Origin of the sequence: Roseospira marina, from assembly GCF_014197855.1 — a bacterium.
Taxonomy (GTDB): Bacteria; Pseudomonadota; Alphaproteobacteria; order Rhodospirillales; family Rhodospirillaceae; genus Rhodospira; species Rhodospira marina.
In genome coordinates this window covers 384,115-402,424 of the sequence record NZ_JACIGJ010000002.1, presented here as the reverse complement: position 1 = coordinate 402,424, position 18,310 = coordinate 384,115, and the positions used below count along the sequence as shown (strand labels likewise).

At 64.1% G+C, this 18,310-nt stretch carries 15 protein-coding genes and 1 CRISPR repeat array; of the genes, 3 read left to right on the top strand and 12 right to left on the bottom strand.

What is annotated here, in order from left to right; all coding sequences use genetic code 11:
* Positions 1 to 264 precede the first annotated feature (264 nt).
* Positions 265 to 1,095: a CRISPR direct-repeat array (repeat unit 32 nt; unit sequence GTTTCAATCCACGCCCCCGCACGGGGGGCGAC).
* A gap of 219 nt (positions 1,096 to 1,314) precedes the next feature.
* The 7 genes from cas2 to cas3 all read right to left on the bottom strand — a co-directional run bounded on the left by cas2 (position 1,315) and on the right by cas3 (position 9,281).
* Positions 1,315 to 1,605 carry a CRISPR-associated endonuclease Cas2 gene (gene cas2, locus GGD82_RS04300; protein ID WP_170284132.1) on the bottom strand — a complete coding sequence of 97 codons (291 nt, stop codon included), beginning with the start codon at positions 1,603 to 1,605 and terminating at the stop codon, positions 1,315 to 1,317.
* A gap of 23 nt (positions 1,606 to 1,628) precedes the next feature.
* Complete coding sequence (gene cas1c / locus GGD82_RS04295) at positions 1,629 to 2,681, bottom strand: type I-C CRISPR-associated endonuclease Cas1c (RefSeq protein WP_150060855.1); 1,053 nt, start codon at positions 2,679 to 2,681, stop codon at positions 1,629 to 1,631.
* Complete coding sequence (gene cas4, locus GGD82_RS04290; RefSeq protein ID WP_211364685.1) at positions 2,678 to 3,337, bottom strand: CRISPR-associated protein Cas4; 660 nt, start codon at positions 3,335 to 3,337, stop codon at positions 2,678 to 2,680. The genes cas1c and cas4 overlap by 4 nt, the downstream gene beginning before the upstream one ends.
* A 14-nt stretch (positions 3,338 to 3,351) precedes the next feature.
* A complete protein-coding gene (gene cas7c / locus GGD82_RS04285) occupies positions 3,352 to 4,278 on the bottom strand; it encodes a type I-C CRISPR-associated protein Cas7/Csd2 (RefSeq protein ID WP_150060856.1) in 927 nt (308 codons plus the stop codon).
* Positions 4,279 to 4,296: 18 nt separating this feature from the next.
* Positions 4,297 to 6,126, bottom strand: a complete 1,830-nt coding sequence (gene cas8c / locus GGD82_RS04280; protein WP_150060857.1) for a type I-C CRISPR-associated protein Cas8c/Csd1 — start codon at positions 6,124 to 6,126, stop codon at positions 4,297 to 4,299.
* Positions 6,123 to 6,788: a type I-C CRISPR-associated protein Cas5c gene (gene cas5c / locus GGD82_RS04275; RefSeq protein ID WP_150060858.1), complete on the bottom strand. Its 666-nt coding sequence runs from the start codon at positions 6,786 to 6,788 to the stop codon at positions 6,123 to 6,125. The genes cas8c and cas5c overlap by 4 nt, the downstream gene beginning before the upstream one ends.
* Before the next feature lie 276 nt (positions 6,789 to 7,064).
* Entirely contained in the window at positions 7,065 to 9,281 is a 2,217-nt protein-coding gene (gene cas3 / locus GGD82_RS04270) for a CRISPR-associated helicase Cas3' (protein WP_150060859.1), read from the bottom strand.
* Positions 9,282 to 9,986: 705 nt separating this feature from the next.
* Here cas3 and GGD82_RS04265 point away from each other — a divergent pair.
* Together GGD82_RS04265 and GGD82_RS04260 are read left to right on the top strand one after the other, a co-directional pair.
* Positions 9,987 to 10,939 (top strand): IS630 family transposase gene (locus tag GGD82_RS04265; RefSeq protein ID WP_246163688.1). Its coding sequence is split into 2 segments (ribosomal slippage): positions 9,987 to 10,329 and positions 10,329 to 10,939, totalling 954 coding nucleotides; the frame shifts between segments, so codons are not numbered across the junction.
* 214 nt (positions 10,940 to 11,153) lie between these two features.
* A complete protein-coding gene (locus tag GGD82_RS04260; protein ID WP_150060860.1) occupies positions 11,154 to 12,080 on the top strand; it encodes an IS110 family transposase in 927 nt (308 codons plus the stop codon).
* A gap of 194 nt (positions 12,081 to 12,274) precedes the next feature.
* Here the strand turns inward: GGD82_RS04260 and GGD82_RS04255 are convergent, their stop codons facing one another.
* From GGD82_RS04255 to GGD82_RS04235, 5 genes are all read right to left on the bottom strand, one after another.
* The gene (locus GGD82_RS04255; protein ID WP_150060861.1) at positions 12,275 to 12,466 is read right to left on the bottom strand and encodes a CsbD family protein; all 192 of its coding nucleotides are present in this window, start codon (positions 12,464 to 12,466) and stop codon (positions 12,275 to 12,277) included.
* Positions 12,467 to 12,579: 113 nt separating this feature from the next.
* On the bottom strand, positions 12,580 to 13,002 hold the full coding sequence (locus GGD82_RS04250) for a DUF1523 family protein (RefSeq protein WP_150060862.1): 423 nt from the start codon (positions 13,000 to 13,002) through the stop codon (positions 12,580 to 12,582).
* Between the two features lie 362 nt (positions 13,003 to 13,364).
* Complete coding sequence (locus GGD82_RS04245; protein WP_150060863.1) at positions 13,365 to 13,547, bottom strand: hypothetical protein; 183 nt, start codon at positions 13,545 to 13,547, stop codon at positions 13,365 to 13,367.
* Between the two features lie 495 nt (positions 13,548 to 14,042).
* A complete protein-coding gene (locus tag GGD82_RS04240; protein WP_150060864.1) occupies positions 14,043 to 14,597 on the bottom strand; it encodes a cache domain-containing protein in 555 nt (184 codons plus the stop codon).
* Between the two features lie 45 nt (positions 14,598 to 14,642).
* Complete coding sequence (locus tag GGD82_RS04235; protein ID WP_150060865.1) at positions 14,643 to 15,209, bottom strand: acetate uptake transporter; 567 nt, start codon at positions 15,207 to 15,209, stop codon at positions 14,643 to 14,645.
* Between the two features lie 630 nt (positions 15,210 to 15,839).
* Here GGD82_RS04235 and GGD82_RS04230 point away from each other — a divergent pair.
* Entirely contained in the window at positions 15,840 to 18,209 is a 2,370-nt protein-coding gene (locus GGD82_RS04230; RefSeq protein WP_221240713.1) for a calcium-binding protein, read from the top strand.
* The last annotated feature ends 101 nt before the right edge of the window (positions 18,210 to 18,310 follow it).

Sequence of the window (18,310 nt, the reverse complement as noted above, 5' to 3'; positions counted from 1 at the left end):
AAAGTGTATTCACGTATAAACCTAAAATTTCCTGCAAAATTAAACAAGCTTAAAACCATAAAAGGTTGAGGTGGTGGTGTCTGGCCCGTAAGGGCGTCGTGGTCGGCAGCCGCATATCCGCCCGATATCCAGCTCCTGCAACCCCCCGCACGATTTTCAGCGTGCACTTCCTGACGGTGATTATGCGCTGGAACAGGGTGAGGGGGGGGCGCCCCGCGCCTGCCTGACCATCCCGGCCGAACTGCTCTCCTGCGCGACCCGCATGTTTCAATCCACGCCCCCGCACGGGGGGCGACCCGCTGCGTGGCGGCCGCCAACACTCACCTATGAGTTTCAATCCACGCCCCCGCACGGGGGGCGACGATGATCTTGATCCCGTCCGGCTTGCCATTGGGCGTTTCAATCCACGCCCCCGCACGGGGGGCGACGGTCAGTGCCCGCCCCGCGAAATGGTCGCGCAAGCTCATGTTTCAATCCACGCCCCCGCACGGGGGGCGACAGGGGCGTCCTCTGGAATTGATGACACGACAAAAGTTTCAATCCACGCCCCCGCACGGGGGGCGACCGGCGACCTCGATGAGATCGCCCGAGTCCGCCCCGTTTCAATCCACGCCCCCGCACGGGGGGCGACCCCCATTCGCCGCCATTGCCCCGGCTGCACCCGTGTTTCAATCCACGCCCCCGCACGGGGGGCGACCGGGGCGTTGGCGGTAGTCCAGCAGTCCAGCGCCCCGTGTTTCAATCCACGCCCCCGCACGGGGGGCGACGTCAAACGACCCAGCCTGCTGTGCCTCAATTTCAGTTTCAATCCACGCCCCCGCACGGGGGGCGACACCGCTCAAGGTGGGCGTGATCGGCACGGCCTGGTTTCAATCCACGCCCCCGCACGGGGGGCGACCTCTGATTTTGTCCCCGCTGAAGTCCAAGGAAGCGTTTCAATCCACGCCCCCGCACGGGGGGCGACGATGTCGAGGCAGACCGGGCTGACGTGCGCCGGGTTTCAATCCACGCCCCCGCACGGGGGGCGACCGGCGGATTTCCAGGTCGGCGTGTTCGGACCCACGTTTCAATCCACGCCCCCGCACGGGGGGCGACTCCACCAGTGTAGTGTGCTGAACACGAACGGAAAACCGGGACGGTGGCGCGGACCTTGCCCCTCACAGCCCAGTTTGTGACCCGACGGTTGTCGGTGCAGCACGAATTCGCCATGTTTTCAGGGGTATAGGGCCGGTGCGAACCTGCCTGGGATTGCCGGGGTGCTCGCGGTTCGCGCCCCCTCTTTCCGGATGCCCCCCCCCACCGCTTCCCGTGCTGTCACACGATTAGTGGTCCGTTCAGATCCAGGGCGGGTTTGGCCCCCACGTGTTCGACCCTGCGCTGCCAATTGGCGCCCAGGTTGTAGTAACGCAGGCTGTCCTGGGCTGGGTCGATGACATCTTCCAGGCGCGCCTTCAAGGCGGTCCATTGCGCCGGTGTGACCTCGATTTCGAACACCGACAACTGCACGCGCTGGCCAAAGTCCTGGCAGGCGCGCGCCACATGGCGCAGCCTTTTCGCGCCGCCGGGCGACGAAACCGCGACGTCATACGTGACGAGAAGCATCATGACCGGGGGTCCTTTTTCGTCGGCTACTTCCACAGCCAGGGGGGATAGGCGTCCAGGTCGCCCCGCAGATGGCGCGCCAGCATCTGAGCCTGGAGAAAGGGCACCAGCCCAATTGGGGCGGACTCGCCGAGAAAGGGGTGGCGGCGGCTCTCGCGTTTGCGTTCCTGCCAAGCGGTCAGAACGGTCTTGCGGGCGTCGTCTGTGAGCAGAACGGCGCCGCCATCTAGGGCGCGGATATCGGAGCCCTGGATCTGCCGACGGTTGATCAGGGACAGAGCCAGACGGTCGGCGAGGATGGGCCGCAGTTCCTCCATCAGGTCGAGAGCGAGACTGGGACGGCCCGGGCGGTCACGGTGCAGAAACCCGACGGCCGGATCCAGACCGACACTTTCCAGCGCTGCGCGGCAGTCATGCACCAGTAGGGTATACAGAAACGACAGCAGAGCGTTGGTCGCATCCCGTGGCGGGCGTCGGCTGCGCCCGTGGAAGCGCAAGACAGGGTCCGTATCGGTCCGCAGGAGATGATCGAAGACAGCGAAATAGACCTGCCCGGCCTCACCCTCCAGGCCGCGCAAGGCGTCGATATCCTGATCCGGGCGGCGGAGGCGGCGCAGGATGTCCGCCAGTCGCTCCGTGGCCGGTCGCAGTGCGGATCCAGCTTCGGTGTCCGCGTCGGAGCCCGCTTCTGGGCGGTCGCGCAGAGTCCGCATTAGCACGGCGCGCTGGTTGGCGATCTTGCCCGCCACGATGGCCTGGACGATCCCCGTGCCAACGGCGGATTCACTGGCCTTGTATTGGGCCCGGCGCAGCAGAACGTTGCCGCTGACCGGGCCTTCGATCCGCGCCTGGAAGCGTCCCTGGCGGTTCAACAACACGATGGTGATGCCACCGCTGGCGCAGGCCTCAATCAACGGCGGAGATATCCAAACGCCGCCGAACACCACCAGACTGCCCAGCATGTGCATGGGAATGCGGCCTGGCAGGCTGTCTTCCCGTTCGATCAGGACCGTCTCGCCGTCCTTGCGTAGCCCGGTCCCCGGCGTGGTCACATAAAGGGTGTTGAGGAGCTGTTTCATGGCAGGTCGTCCTCGCTGTCTGCGTCATCGCCGGCCATCAGCCGCTCGACCCGACGAGTCCACCACCCGTGCGCCGACCGCCCCGCAAGGTCGGGGCGGCACGGCTCGTTGAGCGAACAGGCCCGGCAACGGCGGGAGTCTTCGGTGGGCGGGGGCAGCGTTGTCTCTGCCAGCAAGACCTTAACGCGCGTGACCGTATCCTCGGTCAGGGCCCGCAGATCGGTGTCGAAGGCGACCCCCTGTCGCCGCCGGGTTTCGCCATAGAACAGAGCGCCCTCGGAAACCGGGCGACCGGTCATCTCTTCCAGGCACAGAGCCTGGGCACACAGTTGCACGGCGTCGGCGCGGTGCGCTTTGGGGCGCCCGCGCTTGTATTCCACGGGATACGGTGTTTCGCCCTCTGGTCCCTGATGGAACTCCACCACATCGGCGATCCCGCTCAATCCTAGGTGAAGGCTATACACGGGCAGCGCGGTGACGACCCGGACACCACGGCGACGGTGCTGCTGGCGCTGATCCACGGTGTCGTGCAGCACCCGTCCCTCCGCTGTCAGGCGGTTTTCCTCCCACACGCGCTCCACATGGATCAGGGCGCACTGGCGCGCGCAATAGAGCATGTGCTGAAGGGCGGCGATGGGGACCGGGTCGGTCGTCATGATGGCCGCCGGGATCAGACCGGCCGTACCACCGTGATGCCGTCGGGCAGGCCGTCGGTGTTCACGGTGATGGTGTAATCGCCGAAGCCGCGCGCAGGCGTGGCGGCGTCGCCGCTGCGCCGGCAGGTGACACGGTCGAACAGGCTGTGGGCCTGGGCATTGCCCAAGGCACTGTCGTGGCGGAAGACGATCAGGCGTCGCGCTGTCATCTCGCCGCGGGCGGCTGACCGGTCGTGCTCGAACATCTGGCCCAGGGCCTGCCATAAGAACGTCAGATCTTCGTCGGAAAAGCCGGTTCGCTCGGCCAGTTTGGCGGAGACGAAGCCGTGCATGCGATAGAGGCCATAGGGTACGATATGCTTGCGGCCCATGGTCCGGTTGTCGGTGCGCTGATCCCCGCTGGTCTCGTCACTGCCTTCCTGACGCTCCTTCTTTTCCTTTTCGGTGGTGGCCGCCATGCGGGTGATGGTGATTTCCTGCGGAACGATGGGATCCATGGACTGGGCAAAGGTGAACTGGACCGGACCTCGCACCTGACCGCAGTTGATGCCCGTGCCCATGACGGCGCCGAATGTGCGGATATCGAAAAACTGCTGGCACATGAAGGCCTGAAGGGCGACCGCCTCGGTATCGTCCTTGGGATTTAGCTTCTTCTCGCTGGTCACTTTGGCGTCGCCGGCGCGCACCTCCGCATAAGCCTCGCGGTGGCGTTCGTTGAGGATGGAGCCGTCCTGAACGTAGATGCGAAAGCCGGGGTCGGTGCCTCGTGCCAGTTCCGTGAAGTTCCGCACCTTGCGCTTCAGGCAGACGTCGGAGACAAGGCCGTGCTGGGTTTCCTGGTCGATGCGCGGCAGGTTGCCGGCGTCCGGGTCGCCGTTCGGGTTGCCGTTGACGACATCGAAGAACAAAACAAAGTCGTGACGGTGGGCCAAAGCGGTCATGGGAGCGATCTCCGTGGGTTAGGCGTCGGTGGCGGCCGTGCGGGTGGTGGAGGCGTTTTCGCCCTCCGCCTCGGCTGATGAGGCTCCGTCGGCGTTTTTCCTGGGCCGGTAGCTCTGGTGGTAGTAGCCGAGCGCGAACAGCGCCTGCTGGGCCGGGGGCAGGGCGCGCGGGAACGGATCCGCGCCCGGGGCCATCCGTGCCATGACGGCGGCGATGTCGCGTTCCAGGGTGATGGCCAGTCCCGGCTTTTCCTTGCGCAGCTTGGCCAGATGGGGGGCCGAGCCCCGGTCGATGAGCGGGAAGACGCTTTGCGGCGTGCTGGAGGCGGCGCCGTAGAACTTGTCCTTCACCGTGGCCTTGACGCCCGGCAGGGCCGCGCGTTGCACGGATTCATACAGGGCGAACAGACGGCCGAGCAGATAGCCGGGGTCCGTGTTGTCGGGGTCCAGGGACACGGGCGGTTCCTCCGTGACGGGATGAGGGTCCAGGCGATGGGTGCGGGCGACGATGGCCTTGAGCAGTGCCACGCGTAGGTCATTGACGCGGCCGTCGCTGCGCAGCCTCATGAGTAGGGTGGAGAGCAAGGTTGCGGGATAGCGTTGCCCGGTGAGGATGGCGCGCGTCAGCTCCCCGGCCAGCTGCTTGGGGATGTTCTCGCGTTTGTGCTGGACGGCGGTTTCCAGCAGCAGCCGCCAGGGCGAGGGATGGGGATGCCGGGGCGGTGGCTCCAGGCGTAGGTCCCGGGTGTGGGCGCCGATGTGCCGGGCGAAGGCGCCGAAGGTGTTCTCCAGCCAGAAGCGAACCGACAGTCGGGCGGCGTTGGGCGATAGGCCGAGGATGTAGAAGCGGGCGGCATCGACGCGTGGGTCCACGTCGGCGAGGGGGCGCCCCTGGGCGATTCCCTCCAGGACCGTTCGCAAGCGCCCTTCCGCAATCTTGGTGTCCGCGTCCGGATCGGCGTCGCCGAACAGCACGGCCATGCAGTCCTCCGCCACCTGGGCTGTTTCTTCGGCGGCGTCCGGGTCGTCGTCCGAGGCCTCGGCCCAGAAGACCGTCGAGGCGTCGCCGATCTGTAGGCGGTTGCGGCTGTCCGTGGCCAGCAGGTGGTTCAGCGCCGTGGTGTAGGCGAACGCTGTCGCCACGCCCACCGGGGCGTTGGCGCCTTTCTTGTGGCCGTAGGATTCGAGGGCATCGAAGTTGAACGACACCAATGGGGCCCCCGAAGTCTGGGCTCCCCAGACGCCCTTGATGGGGGTGTGCAGACGGGTGAGCGATGTGTGCCGGCCGCTGACTAGGCACGCCCCGTTCAAAGCGTCGTCCGCGCCGTGTTCGGTCTCCCAAAGCGCTTGCGCCGCCGGGCGATCGTGCAGAAAACAACGATCGTCGTCGAAGCGGAACACCACATTGGCGTCGCGCATCTCTTCCGGGAACAGCGGCAGGCCGAATTGATCCGGTGTCCATTGATCGAGAAAGGCCCGCAATGCCCGCAGGCCAGGGTCGTCCGTGTCGGCAAGCAACGTTTGATGCCGCGTCTTGAACGCCTCGTGCTCACGCTGGGTGCGGGTGTCCTTGCCGGCGGTGATGCCGAGCACATAGGACGTCTTGTCCCACAAAGTGTTGGGCGCGATGCCCGAGGTGCGCGTTTCCGAGGTGGGCACGGCCAGCATTCGGGGGCGGGGTTTTTTCTTGGCCTCCCGAGTGTGCAGATCGAGAACTTCGCGCGCGCCGCCTGCGGTGTCGAGCACGATGCAAAAACCGATCTTTTCCAGGCTGTAGCCGAAGCGCGGCACGGTCTGTGTCTGCGCTAACCGCTCATACAGCTGGCCCAAGGCAAAGAGCATGGTCATCTGCGGATCTCCGGCGAGTCCGGTGCCGGGACCGTGACGATTCCGCTGTCCATGCGAGCGCGGAAGAACAAGGCGCCGCGGTCGTTGGCGTGATCGATGTCGTAGAGCATGTAGCCCAGGTCCCGGGTTTCCGGGATGGGGGGAGGAGGTGGTGCGTCGGGGTCCAGCACGTCGATGCGGGCGTCAAACTCTCGCGTCCCCAGGCAGGGCTGATGAAAGCACTGCCCTTTGCGGACGCGGCGGTTGAAGATGTCTAGGTGCTTGCCCGGTGTGTCGTCCGGCCCCGCCTTGGGGGTGAGAGTGAAAGCGGCCTCGACGACGTAATCCACATCCACGAGGACAGTGGCGGCCCGCTGCTGGCGGTCTTTCTCGATGGTCAGGCCCAGCTCGGCCAGGGACCCGGTCTTCATGGCCCGCCGTGCGGTCGTCACGGGGATTTTGCTGGCCACTTCGTTGCGGCGGATCGAAGTAAATCGGATCGGTTTCAGCACATGGATGCGGGACACATGCCAGCAGATGGCCGGTTTCCAGTGGACGGCTTCAAGGATTCCCCGAATCGCCGAGGGTGTCGGCACGTCGTAGGAAACCCTTTCGGCTTTGAGTTCCGGACGAGTCCAGCAAGCGAACGGTCCGGACACCCGCAGTTTGACTCCATAGCTCATGGACACACCTTTCCTGTTCGCCCGTCGCTGCTATGGCGGCGGTAAGCGACCTTACGACCCCGCCGCTCCGGCATGTGGCGGGGCAAGCAATATCCCGTAAAGATTTCAATCCGCAGCCACGGATCATGGCCGACACGAGCGCCCTCTCCGCTCAGGACTCACGGGAGGGGCGATTGCTTGCTCGTTAAGAGGGTTCTCGGCGAGTTAAACCTGTAAAAATGCTGTCACTCGGAGGTGTGACTGTCAAGCTGCACATTCCTTTAAGGTATCTTGAACTCACCATACGGACTCTGAGGGGCGCAGGTCGCCCGCCTCCTCCCAGATCAGGCCGGTTTCCGGCGTGTAGAGGGTCGGATCTTCCAGAACCGCGAACTGCTTGGCCGGGTCGCGGAAATTCACCTGTCCGGAGGCCATCAATCGGTCGCGATCCTTCGGAGGGATCTGAACCGTGAAACGCTGCAGGGCGCGGGCCAGTCCGCCGGTGTGGGTGGCGAAGGGCAGGGCGTCCAGGGCCATGCGGCAGCCGTTGTCATTCCGGGGAATGATCACCGGATCCAGCCCGTCGGCGATCAGGTGGAACGTCTCCCCGACGCTGCGGAACGCGAAATCCGTTCCCGTGCGGCCAGCGACGAATCGCTCCAGCACGCTGTCACGATCCAGGGCGTTTGCTCCTTTGCGCCAGTAGACCTCCTCGAAATAGGCTTTGATGGCGTCCAGCGTTGCCGGATCCGGGTGTTTGGCGAGCGCATGCCGTGTCGCTGCCGCGAAGTCTCGCACCGCGCGGGGGGCGGGCCAGTCCGGGGCTTCGAAGATCATCACCGGGCTGTCGCTGGCCGCCCGGCGACCTTCGCGGTTGCAGCGCCCGGCGGCTTGCAGGATGGAATCCAACCCGGCTTCGGCTCGGAAAACCACTGGAAAATCAACATCGACACCGGCTTCCACCAAGGATGTCGCGATGACCCGGCAGGGCGTTTCCACCGCCAACGTCTCTCGTACTCGGACCAGGATAGCTTGCCGGTCCGCCGCCACCTGACGAGTGCTGAGGTGAATCACACCGTCCAGCCCGGCGGCCTGAGCTGCCCGATAGAGCGCTAGGGCATGGGCGCGGCTGTTGACGATCACCAGCGCCTGTTGGTGCGCGCCGAGGGCCTCAATCAAGGCCGTGTCACTCATCAATCCCGCGTGACGGATGGTGGTGCGTGTCAGGGTTTTCTGAAGCTTCCCCGGGTCAGGCGCCAGTTCCCGTACGTTCTCCAGTCCTCCATCGAAGCGATCCGCTCCCAGGGCCGGTTGGGTGGCCGTGCATAGCACGATGGAGCAGCCGTGATTGCGCGCCAGTTCGTCCAGGGCCGCCACGCAGGGGCGCAGCACGGGCAGTGGCAGGGTTTGCGCCTCGTCCAATATAATGACGCTATGGGCGACGTTGTGCAGTTTGCGGCAGCGCGCCGGGCGATGGGAGAACAGGCTTTCGAAAAACTGGACCGTGGTGGTGACCACCAGTGGCGCGTCCCAGTCCTCCATGGCCAGCTTCAGCTTGTCGGCGCCGTCGCGCTCAGACAATTCGCCTCTATCCAGAGCGGTGTGATGCTCCAGCACCACACCGTCCCCCAAAATGTCCCGGAACACCTGGGCCGTCTGGTCGATGATCGAGGTGAAGGGAATGGCATATATGATCCGGTCCAGGCCGTGGGTCTTGGCGTGTTCCATGGCGAAGGCCAACGAGGTCAACGTCTTGCCGCCGCCCGTCGGAACGGTCAGCGAGAACACTCCAGGGGCCAGAGCGGCGCGCTCCCGCGCATGCTCCAGAACCCGGCGGCGCAGATGGTTGAGGGGTTTGTCTTCGGCCGTCGCTCGCAGGTGGTTCAGGTAGTCGGTCAAGCGGGGGGCCAGATCGGACGGCGTCTGATCCATGCCCCGGCTTATGGTCTCGCCGTTGGCGGTCGCGTAGAAGGCCTCGGTGTCGCGGTAATCGGCATCCACGAGACAGGAGAACAAGAACCGGGTCAGCATGGCGACCTGAAAGCCCAGGCGTTCCTTGTTCGGTTTGAAGGTGCTGCTGAACTTGGGATGTGGCACCGGTCCAATCTCTTGCAACCAAACTGGATCCGGCGCTGGAACGGCTTTCTTTAAACGCGCCTGAAGTGACCGGTCTTCAGCACCTTCCCGATCGGGGAGACCGCTGTGATGTCCGGCGATGACATAGGCCAGCATGTCGGCTGTTATCGGGTCGTAGGGACTCTTCGGGCGATGGGCCCATTGGGCCCCGGCGGTGGCGTGATCGACCGGCTCGGCACCGTCCAGGCGGGCTTGGAACTCAGCCGTGTATTTCCCGAGATCATGAAGGAGCCCGGCCAGACCCGAGGTGTTGCAAATATTGAGCTTTTTACCGCGCTCTTGCGCAAGCGACGAGACGGCTCTCAGATGATTGGATAATGGTTGCCAATATTTTTTGTCTTTTTTGTCCGACGAAGAGTGTGCATAATAGTGTTTCATGGGGACGACTTTTATGTTGCGCTGTTTGTTTCGAGTGCTTTGCTTAATAAGCGTTCATATTTGTCCGCGTCCTTCAGAAGAAGTAGCGCGCCGCGCACCAGTGCGCTTTTCCAGCAAGGCGTCGGAACTGGAACAGTGGCATGGTGTGCGCCAACGATGAAACACTTACCGCGCGCTTAATCAAAACCGAGGTGCCGTCGCGCAAAACGTAGTGGGGCAGGGTAGGATGTCGAGCATGGTTTTCGGTGCGTGCTTAACGCTTTACATCCGGCCCCTAACCCATTGACGCCCAGGCATGAATTTACGTCGATTCTACTGCTAAGCAACTGAAATCACAGGCAAAGAATCCGACTGAAAATCCCCGTGTCGGCAGTTCGAATCTGTCCCTGGGCACCATTTTTTGAAGCGTAACCTACTGAAATCGTTCGATTTCATCCGACCCAATCACGTCACAGAAACTAAGACAGATACACTCTGTGACGTGGTTGGGTCAGCCCCGAAGCCAAGATCGGGGAGAATGGCCGGCTAAACTCTCCTGCTCGGTTGTTCACGACTCACCAAAAGCCCTCATAAAGGCTCATCACGGCTCCGGCGATGATGATGCCAAGGGCGACTAGAGCGGATTGAGCGGCATATGAATCTGGGGATTCCCAGGACGGGGGTTCTGTGATTCAAGATGAGGGCTGGAGCAGGAGGCCAGTCTTCATGTCCAAGGCCCTCTCTGTTGATCTTCGCCGACGTGTTGTTGAAGCCGTAGAGGCGGGTGCATCACGCCGTGCGGCGGCCGAACGGTTTGGTGTCGGCGTGTCGTCGGCGATCCGCTGGGTTGCGCGAGCACGAACGCGCGGCGACCTTGAGCCGGACAAACGCGGTGGCAACGTCCGGTCCCATCGGATCGATGGGTATCGCGATCTCATCCTTGGCTGGATCGAGGCAGAACCCGACCTGACACTGGCGGAGGTGGCCGAGCGTCTCGAAGCCGAGACCGGCGGCTATCGCCCGTTGCAGAGCGTGGTGTGTCGGTTTTTCCAGCGCCACGGCGTGACGCGGAAAAAAAGATGGCGCACGCTGCCGAACAGGAGCGAGCCGACGTAGCCGCCGCCCGCCGGGCCTGGTTCGACGCCCAGCCGGACCTCGACCCCGAGCGTCTGGTGTTCATCGATGAGACGGGCACATCGACGAAGATGGCGCGGCTGTTCGGTCGGGCGCCGAGGGGCGAGCGCTGCCGCGCCCCTGTGCCGCATGGCCATTGGAATACGACGACGTTCGTGGGCGCGCTGCGGCTGTCGGGGATGACGGCCCCCATGACCCTCGGCGGCGCCATGACCGGGGCGGCGTTCCTGGCCTATGTGGAGCAGGTCCTGGTCCCCACGCTGAGCCCCGGCGACATCGTGGTGATGGACAATCTGCCGCCCCACAAACCGACCGCGATCCGACAGGCCATCGAGCGCGCCGGCGCCGAACTCCGGTTTCTGCCGGCCTACAGCCCTGACGTCAACCCGATCGAACTGGCGTTCTCGAAGATCAAGGCGTTCCTGAAAAGCGCCGCCGCCCGCACCGTCACCGACCTCTGGGACGCCATCCGCGACGCCCTTGATGCGGTCACCGTTCAAGACTGCCGCAGCTTCTTCGCCGCCACTGGCTATGAACCAGAATGATCGGAATCCGCTTGTCTTATGGTTTGGGGCGGCTCGATCGGCAAGATTGGGCCACTGGCCGGGGGGGGCACCCCCGGCCAGTGGCGGGGTCGGACCGTGAATTCGCTGGCGATTGCAGCGCCGCGTTAGAGTGAGGTCGCCCCGTCTTTTCCTTATGGCCTGAATGGATACCAGGGCCTCAAGGCCCGTATGACAAGCACAGGACCGGGAAAAGATGACTGACACTACCATCGGCGTGGACATCTCGAAAGGCACTCTCGATGCGCATCGCCTGCCGGATGGCGACCGCCATTGTGTTCCCAACAGTCCGGCGGGGCACCGCGCCCTGATCGCCTGGATCGGCCCGGAGGTGGCTCGGGTGGTGTTCGAACCGACCGGCCCGTATCACGCGGCGTTCGAGCGCGCCCTGGCCCGACGCGGTCTGCCCCTGGTGAAGGTCAACCCGCGCCAAGCCCGACGCTTTGCCGAAGCCACCGGCACACTGGCCAAGACCGACCCTCTCGACACGGCGCTGTTGGCCAGGATGGGAGCGTTGCTCACCCTGGAACCCAGGTCTCCGCAAACCGAGGGGATCGCCGACCTCAAACAGCTCCATATCGCCCGCGAGGCGCTGGTCAAGGATCGGACGGCAGCGAAAAACAGGGCCAAGAGCCTTCGCATCGCCTTGCTGAAACGCCAGAGCGCCGAACGCCTGAAGCACATCGAACGGCAACTCGCTGCGGTCGAGGCTGAGATCGAAAGCCGAATCCAAGCCGACGAAGACCTGGCCCGGCGCTTCGACATCCTGGTGAGCATTCCGGGGATCGCCCGCCTGATCGCCTTCGTCATGCTGATCGAGATGCCGGAACTCGGCACCATGGAAGCAGGACAAGCCGCCAGCCTCGCCGGCCTGGCCCCAGTCACCCGGCAATCCGGACGATGGACCGGCCGTGCCTTCAGTCGCGGCGGACGCGCCAACGTCCGCCGGGCCCTTTACATGCCCGCCCTCGTCGCGGTGCGCTTCAATCCCGACATGAAGGCCAAATACGACGCCCTCGTCCATGCCGGAAAACCCGCCAAGGTCGCCATCATGCGAAAGCTCGTCGGCCTCGCGAACGCCCTGCTCAAGGCAGGGCGTTCCTGGATGCCAAAAGCCGCTTGATCAACACGGATACTCTAGCCTGCGGTGAGTTGGCCTCACCGCAGGCTAGTATGCAGGCCGATATTAGACCTGGGTCGCGTGCCAGAACCGGATCCAAAAAACGGGCCCGGTTTGGCGAGCGTGGCTCTGGTTCTGATCTGGATTGAGCGCGAGATCCGCGATCTGCGCATCGTCCAATGACCATATTCCCGTGCTTACGGGTTCCAGGAATCAACGTCTTTCTCGGCTTCCTCGCGGGTCTTGCCGTATTTCTCCTGGAGCTTGCCGACCAGCTTGTCGCGATTGCCTTCGATCTGATCGAGTTCGTCGTCGGTCAGCTTGCCCCACTGGATCTTGGCGTCACCCTTGACCTGCTTCCAGCGGCCTTTGACTTCATCCCAGTTCATGATGGGTCTCCTTTCATGTCCGTTTCGATACCGATACACTAACGCATGGATCCTGCGCAGCGTTCCGTCGGGTCGCAGGCTGGATGTTTCGAAGACGGTGCGCGCCAGGGCCCTCAGCTGGCGCCATTGGTCTCACTGGAGCCCGGGTCCGAGGGCGCCTTCCGGCACCGTTCCGGCGCCTCAATGGAGGTGGCATTGGGGAACATATCGAGGAAGGGAATGCGCATGCCGTATCCGTTTACGATCACGGGTTCTTGCGGGCATTCGCGGGTCACTCGATTGGCGACGGATTGCAGGTTCGCGGAATCAAATTTGAAATAAGGCGGAAAGAAACCGGCGTCCTGGTTCTTGAAGATCAGCGTATCGGCTGTACCGGCGTAAACGGTGTCAATCCGATACTGGATCTCGCGCCCGTCTCCGGTTGTGCCGGTGATCTGGACTTCCCAGGAATCTGGACCCCACCGCATCCAGACGAGCGTCAGGCTGATCACCAGGATGACACCCAGCCCAGTCATTATTTTGTGTTTCGTTCTCATGGCAGCGTTTCCTTTTCTGGTTCTTGGGTCATCGGGCCCTGTGCCCAAACGGCTCAGCACGTATCCTGACGGATCGGGACCCATGCACCATGTGGCGTCTGCCCGATGTCGCGTCTAGGAACCGGCGCGGTCGCACCATTCGGCCGGACGGCCTCGGAGGCGCCTGCGGCCGGGACCAGCGTCGGACGGCCTATATGGGTCGGACGGCCTATATGGAAAGCGGTTTGGATACAAAGGACCCGCATCCCCAGATGGGGACGCGGGCGGGGTCATGTGGCGCAGGGGCACCCGGAGGCAACGGCCGAAGGACCGCCACGCCCCGGATCGACCCCGGTGCCGGTCTGGGTGAGTCTCGAAGATGCCTAGCGCTTGGATGCATCAAACACCTTCTGAACCGCGCCCCAGGCGGACTGCACGCCGGTATTCACCTTTTGGGTGGCGGCGTCGGCGCCATCCTGAAACTGGCGGGTCTTTTCGTCGTACTGCTCGCGCGCGTTCGTTTTGGTGGACCCGGTGGGCGTGTCGGTGGTCTGATCGTTCGCCATGGGAACCTCCTTGGCTTGCGGTCTGGCGGCCAGGACGGAACCGGTCGACCCTGGGTACATGGTCGGAATGCGCGGGCACCCATCTCTTGCGCCCGCGCCTGCAGGGGGCCGGTTCGTGGTCGGCGCGCCGTCTCGTAGGAAATGCGCGCGAGCCCGGAGCGTTCCCCACTGTTGCGATTATTTTTACGTTGAGGCTTTCCAAGCCTGCGGTGAGGCCCCCTTAATCGCTACCTCGGTTTATTCGCTAGAGGTGTTTTGGCAGGGGGCGCGGGAGGTTTCCGGCTGTCCCTGGCCTGACATGCAGGAGCGTTACGGAAAGGAGAACTCAGTCTTCCGGTTCCGCCGTTGGGCCGAGCGAGGGGTTTGGGGCGCCTGGAAACGCTGGCCGATCTCGGTCTGACCGACGACTGGCAGCACATGATCGACAGCACTATTGTCCGGGGGTGGCGCGCCCGACGACCAACCGATCACGCGGTGGCCGGGCGCGCCGGCTGCTCAGGGGGCGTCCTTGTTCGACCGCAGTGCCTGCGCGGCGAGTTCGTCCAGATCCTCCATGCTCATGGTCTCGTCGTAGATGCCGGCGCCGACGCGGACATCCGGCTGGAAGGAGACCTCGGTGCTGATGGTGTAGGAGATCTTGCGCGACGCCTTGGCCTCGCCTGGGCGCGGCCACCAGTATTCGACCCAGCCCCCCTCGGGCGCCTCGCCGGCCGCGCATAAATCCTGGAACAGCCGGTTGCCCTGTTCGTCCTCCATCTGGAGGATCGGGCGGCCGACCATGTCGGGGCGCAAGGGGTGGGCGATCATGCGGTCATCCAGGCAGCTGAACACAAAGACGTAGCTGTCCTTCCACACCCAGTCGGCGTTGTTGTTGAAGTCGGAAAACCCGGCCTGGCCCTTGTCGTGCAGAAAGCGGGCCGCTTCCTGCACCTTGGCGATGACCTCGTCCGCCGTGGCGGAGGCCCCCTCGGCGGCGGTCGCGGTCGTGGCGGCCGGGACGGCCAGCGCGAGCGCCGTGGCCGCGACCAGCCCCCTCAATGTGTTCGGCATGGTAATCGTCTCCCAGAGTTTCTTGGGGTTTCGCGTGGATGGCGCTCACTTGATCCACGCGCGGCCGGCGGGCAGCAGGTCGCGTCCATAGATCTCGTTGAGGATGATCCGGGCCATCATGTACCAGGCGGACGCCGCGCAGATCATCAGTTCGTACCCGGCGATCACCGTCAGCTCGGGAAAGCCGAAATGGGCCAAGTCGAGCAGGATGAACCCCAGAAGCAGCGTCGTGAAGGTGAAGGCCATCGCGCCATGAATGCGCAGGGCACCGATCCATAGGATCGCCGTGAACAGGGTCCAGGCCACCAAGAACCAGCCGACGTCCGTGGTGCTGGCCTGGAACACTTCGAAGTGGTTGCCCAGGAACACCATCCCCAGCGCGATCCAGAACGCGCCGAAGCCGCTGAACGCGCAGTAGCCGAAGTTGTTGCCGGTTTTCATTTCCTGCAGACCGGCGATCAGCTGGGCAAGCCCGCCGAAAATCAGCCCGAGCCACACCACGGGACCGACGCTGGGCATCCAGCCCACGTTATGGAACTGCAGGACCAGGGTGGTCAGTCCGAAGCCTCCCAGGCCGACCACCGCCGGGTTGCCGAGTTTCTCCTCAGCCATCGTGTTTGTTCTCCCTTGATTGCATCACGCGCCGTGGTCCGGAGGCCGTTGGCTCCCGTTGGCGCCGCGGCATCATGCCAGTTTTACGCTATGGGGGCTCGCCCATTTCGCAGCTGCGGCCAAGACATGCTCGGAAAAGAGAAAAGCGCAAAGGTGGGTGCCGGCTGCCTCGGGAGCGCCGACTCAGGGCCGGGCTGATTCGGGCAGGAGCGTCCCGGTTTTGCGCGGCGGCCCGTCTTGCCGATTGGCTGAGCCGAGCCGGTCTGTACGCGGCTCCATGTCTCAATCAGAAGACGAGATCGAAATGATGCCGCTCCAGGCAACGGAGATGGAAATCGCGTTTGTATTAAGGGTGCGCAAACAAAGTGGGCTAAATTCATTAAAGTTTGTTCAATAAATAAAACTTAAAGTTTATAAACCAATGGAAGTAATAAAATATGTTATTTTTAATGCTATCATGTTCAGATAATGAATTATTTACTTTTTCGAGTTTCAATTATCGCGAGGTTTTACAGGAGCTGCGTTTCGTCAAATTAAAGTCCTTTTTTAAGGAAAGGAGAGAGGGGGATCCGTACAGAAGCCAAGGGAGGTTGAAGTATGTCTGGAGTCTGGAACTATAATCCAAATAATATGGGAGTGTTTTCCCTCTATCTGAACGGCATCGCCATGTCGACGACGGACTGGACCACCACCGACGTCGTCATTGCCGTGGACGGAACGAACTGGCGCACCAGTGTCGCCATGGGCAGTCACCTTCTCGAATCCAGCACCGGCACGCCGGCCGATACAACCACGGATTACTTGTATATCGACGATACGAGCGCGACGACAGGGACGCTGAATTTAACGGGCGGCGATCTCAACGACACCGCGATTGCTACGGCGAACAACGACACCCTGAGCGGCGGAGCCGGCAACGATTATCTGTATGGCTACACAGGCGACGATTCCCTCGTCGGCGGCAGCGGGAACGACACTCTGTCCGGCGTCAACGGCAACGACACCCTGCAAGGCGACGCGGGCAACGATACCCTGACGGGCGGCAACGGCAACGATACCCTCGACGGCGGCGCCGATAACGACACCCTGGACGGCGGGAGCGGCAACGACACCCTGACCGGTGGCGACGGCACCGATACCCTCAGCGGCGGTGCCGAAAATGACACCCTAGACGGTGGCGCCAGCAATGACTCCCTGGACGGCGGCACCGGCGATGACTCCCTGACGGGCGGCTCCGGCAACGACACCCTCATCGGCGGCAGCGACAACGACAGCCTTGATGGCGGGACGGGCTATGACTCCCTGGACGGCGGCGGCGGCACCGACTCCCTGACGGGCGGAGACGGCAACGACGTTCTGACCGGCGGCGCCGGCAACGACACCCTGACCGGCGGAGACGGCAACGACACGGTCCGCGGGGCTCTCTCCGATTTTACGGGCGATACCATCACGGATTTTTCATTCGACGACACCCTGGTGGTGACCGGCGCCGATCTCTCGGGCCTGGCCGGAAAAACCGCAGGGGCCATCGACCTCAGCGGCTATGGCGGCAGTGGGACCCTGACGCTGACCGGGGTGACGGGCGCGTTCGCGGCGACGTACGGCGGTGGCAATACGACGATCACGCTGACGGCCAGCGTCCCGAGCGGCGGCAGCAGCGGCGGCTCCACCACGGAAACGACGACCGAGGATGGCGCGTCCGTGACCGTCACCACCACCCCTCAGGCCAACGGCACGGTGGTCACGCGGACCATCGCGCCCTTCAGCGGCTTTCAGCCGGGCGAGACGGATCAGGGTGACAATGCCCTGTCGGACCATAGGCTGGCGGGAACATCGAATGCGCCGGTTGTGTCCGCGCAGCTTCCGGTGGGTGTGGGCCTGACAAGTTCGGGTCTCGCGACCCCGCAGACCAGGGCGCTGGCGCTGACTGATCTGGTCGGGCGCATCGAGGCCGAGACCGACGCTGGGTCCGCGACCCAGGCCCACATGACAGGCGTAGGCCAAGCCTTCTTGAACACCCTGCCGCCAACCGCGAATCTGTACGTCACGACGATCACGCCGACCGTTTCCGGCGACACGGCGCCGGGCCAGCCGATCGTCATCACCGGGGGCGGGGCCTCCGTGGTGACGCAGGAGGCGCTGGTCATCGACGCGCGGTCCCTCCCGTCCGGCACGGTCCTTCAGCTTGAGGACGTGGCGTTCGCGGCCATCGTCGGCGACGTCACGGTCACGGGCGGGGCCGGCGACAACATGGTGGTTGGCGATGGCTCGGCGCAGGTCATTCGGTTGGGCGAGGGGGACGACATCCTGGATGGTGGCGCCGGCGACGATCAGGTGGGGTCCGAGGGCGGCGACGACATCCTGATCGGCGGCCTCGGCGATGATGTCATCACCGGCGGGACCGGCTCGGACACGGCGGCGTTCGCTGGGTCCTTTGCGGCGGCCACCATCACACGGGGCGAGACCATCACGGTAAGCGATACCGCCACGGAGGGCGGCGGGACCGATGTGATCGGGGACGACGTCGAACTGCTGGCGTTCACGGCGGACCAGGCGATGACGCTGGTGCGCACCGATGGTCATAGCCTCGTCGCGGGCGTCGGCTTCGACGCGGCATTCTACCTCGCGCAGAACACCGACGTTGCGGCGGCGGTCGAGGCGGGGGTGTTCGTCAGCGCGGCGGAGCACTTCGCGGCCGTCGGGCTGGCGGAGGGCAGGGCCGCCAACCCGGTGTTCAACGAGGCCTGGTACCAGGCGACCTATAGGGATGTCGCCGATGCCGTCGGGGCTGGGATCTTTGCCTCGGCCGCACAGCACTACGCGCTGTTCGGCGCGCAGGAAGGCCGGGATCCAGGGGCGTGGTTCGATGCCTCCGCGTACCGGGACGCCAACGCGGACGTCGCGGCGTCGGAGTTCTCGGCGCTGGAGCATTTCGTGCTGTATGGCGCGGCCGAGGGACGCGCCGGCGCCGTGCTTGACACTGCTCTTCTGGTAGCGTGACCCCTCGGGGGGCGCAACGCCCAGAGCAACCGGAGCTCAAGGCACGGCCCGTCACCTCGGCCGTGCCGGGCGCACCGCGCTCCACGTCAGCCACGTCTGAT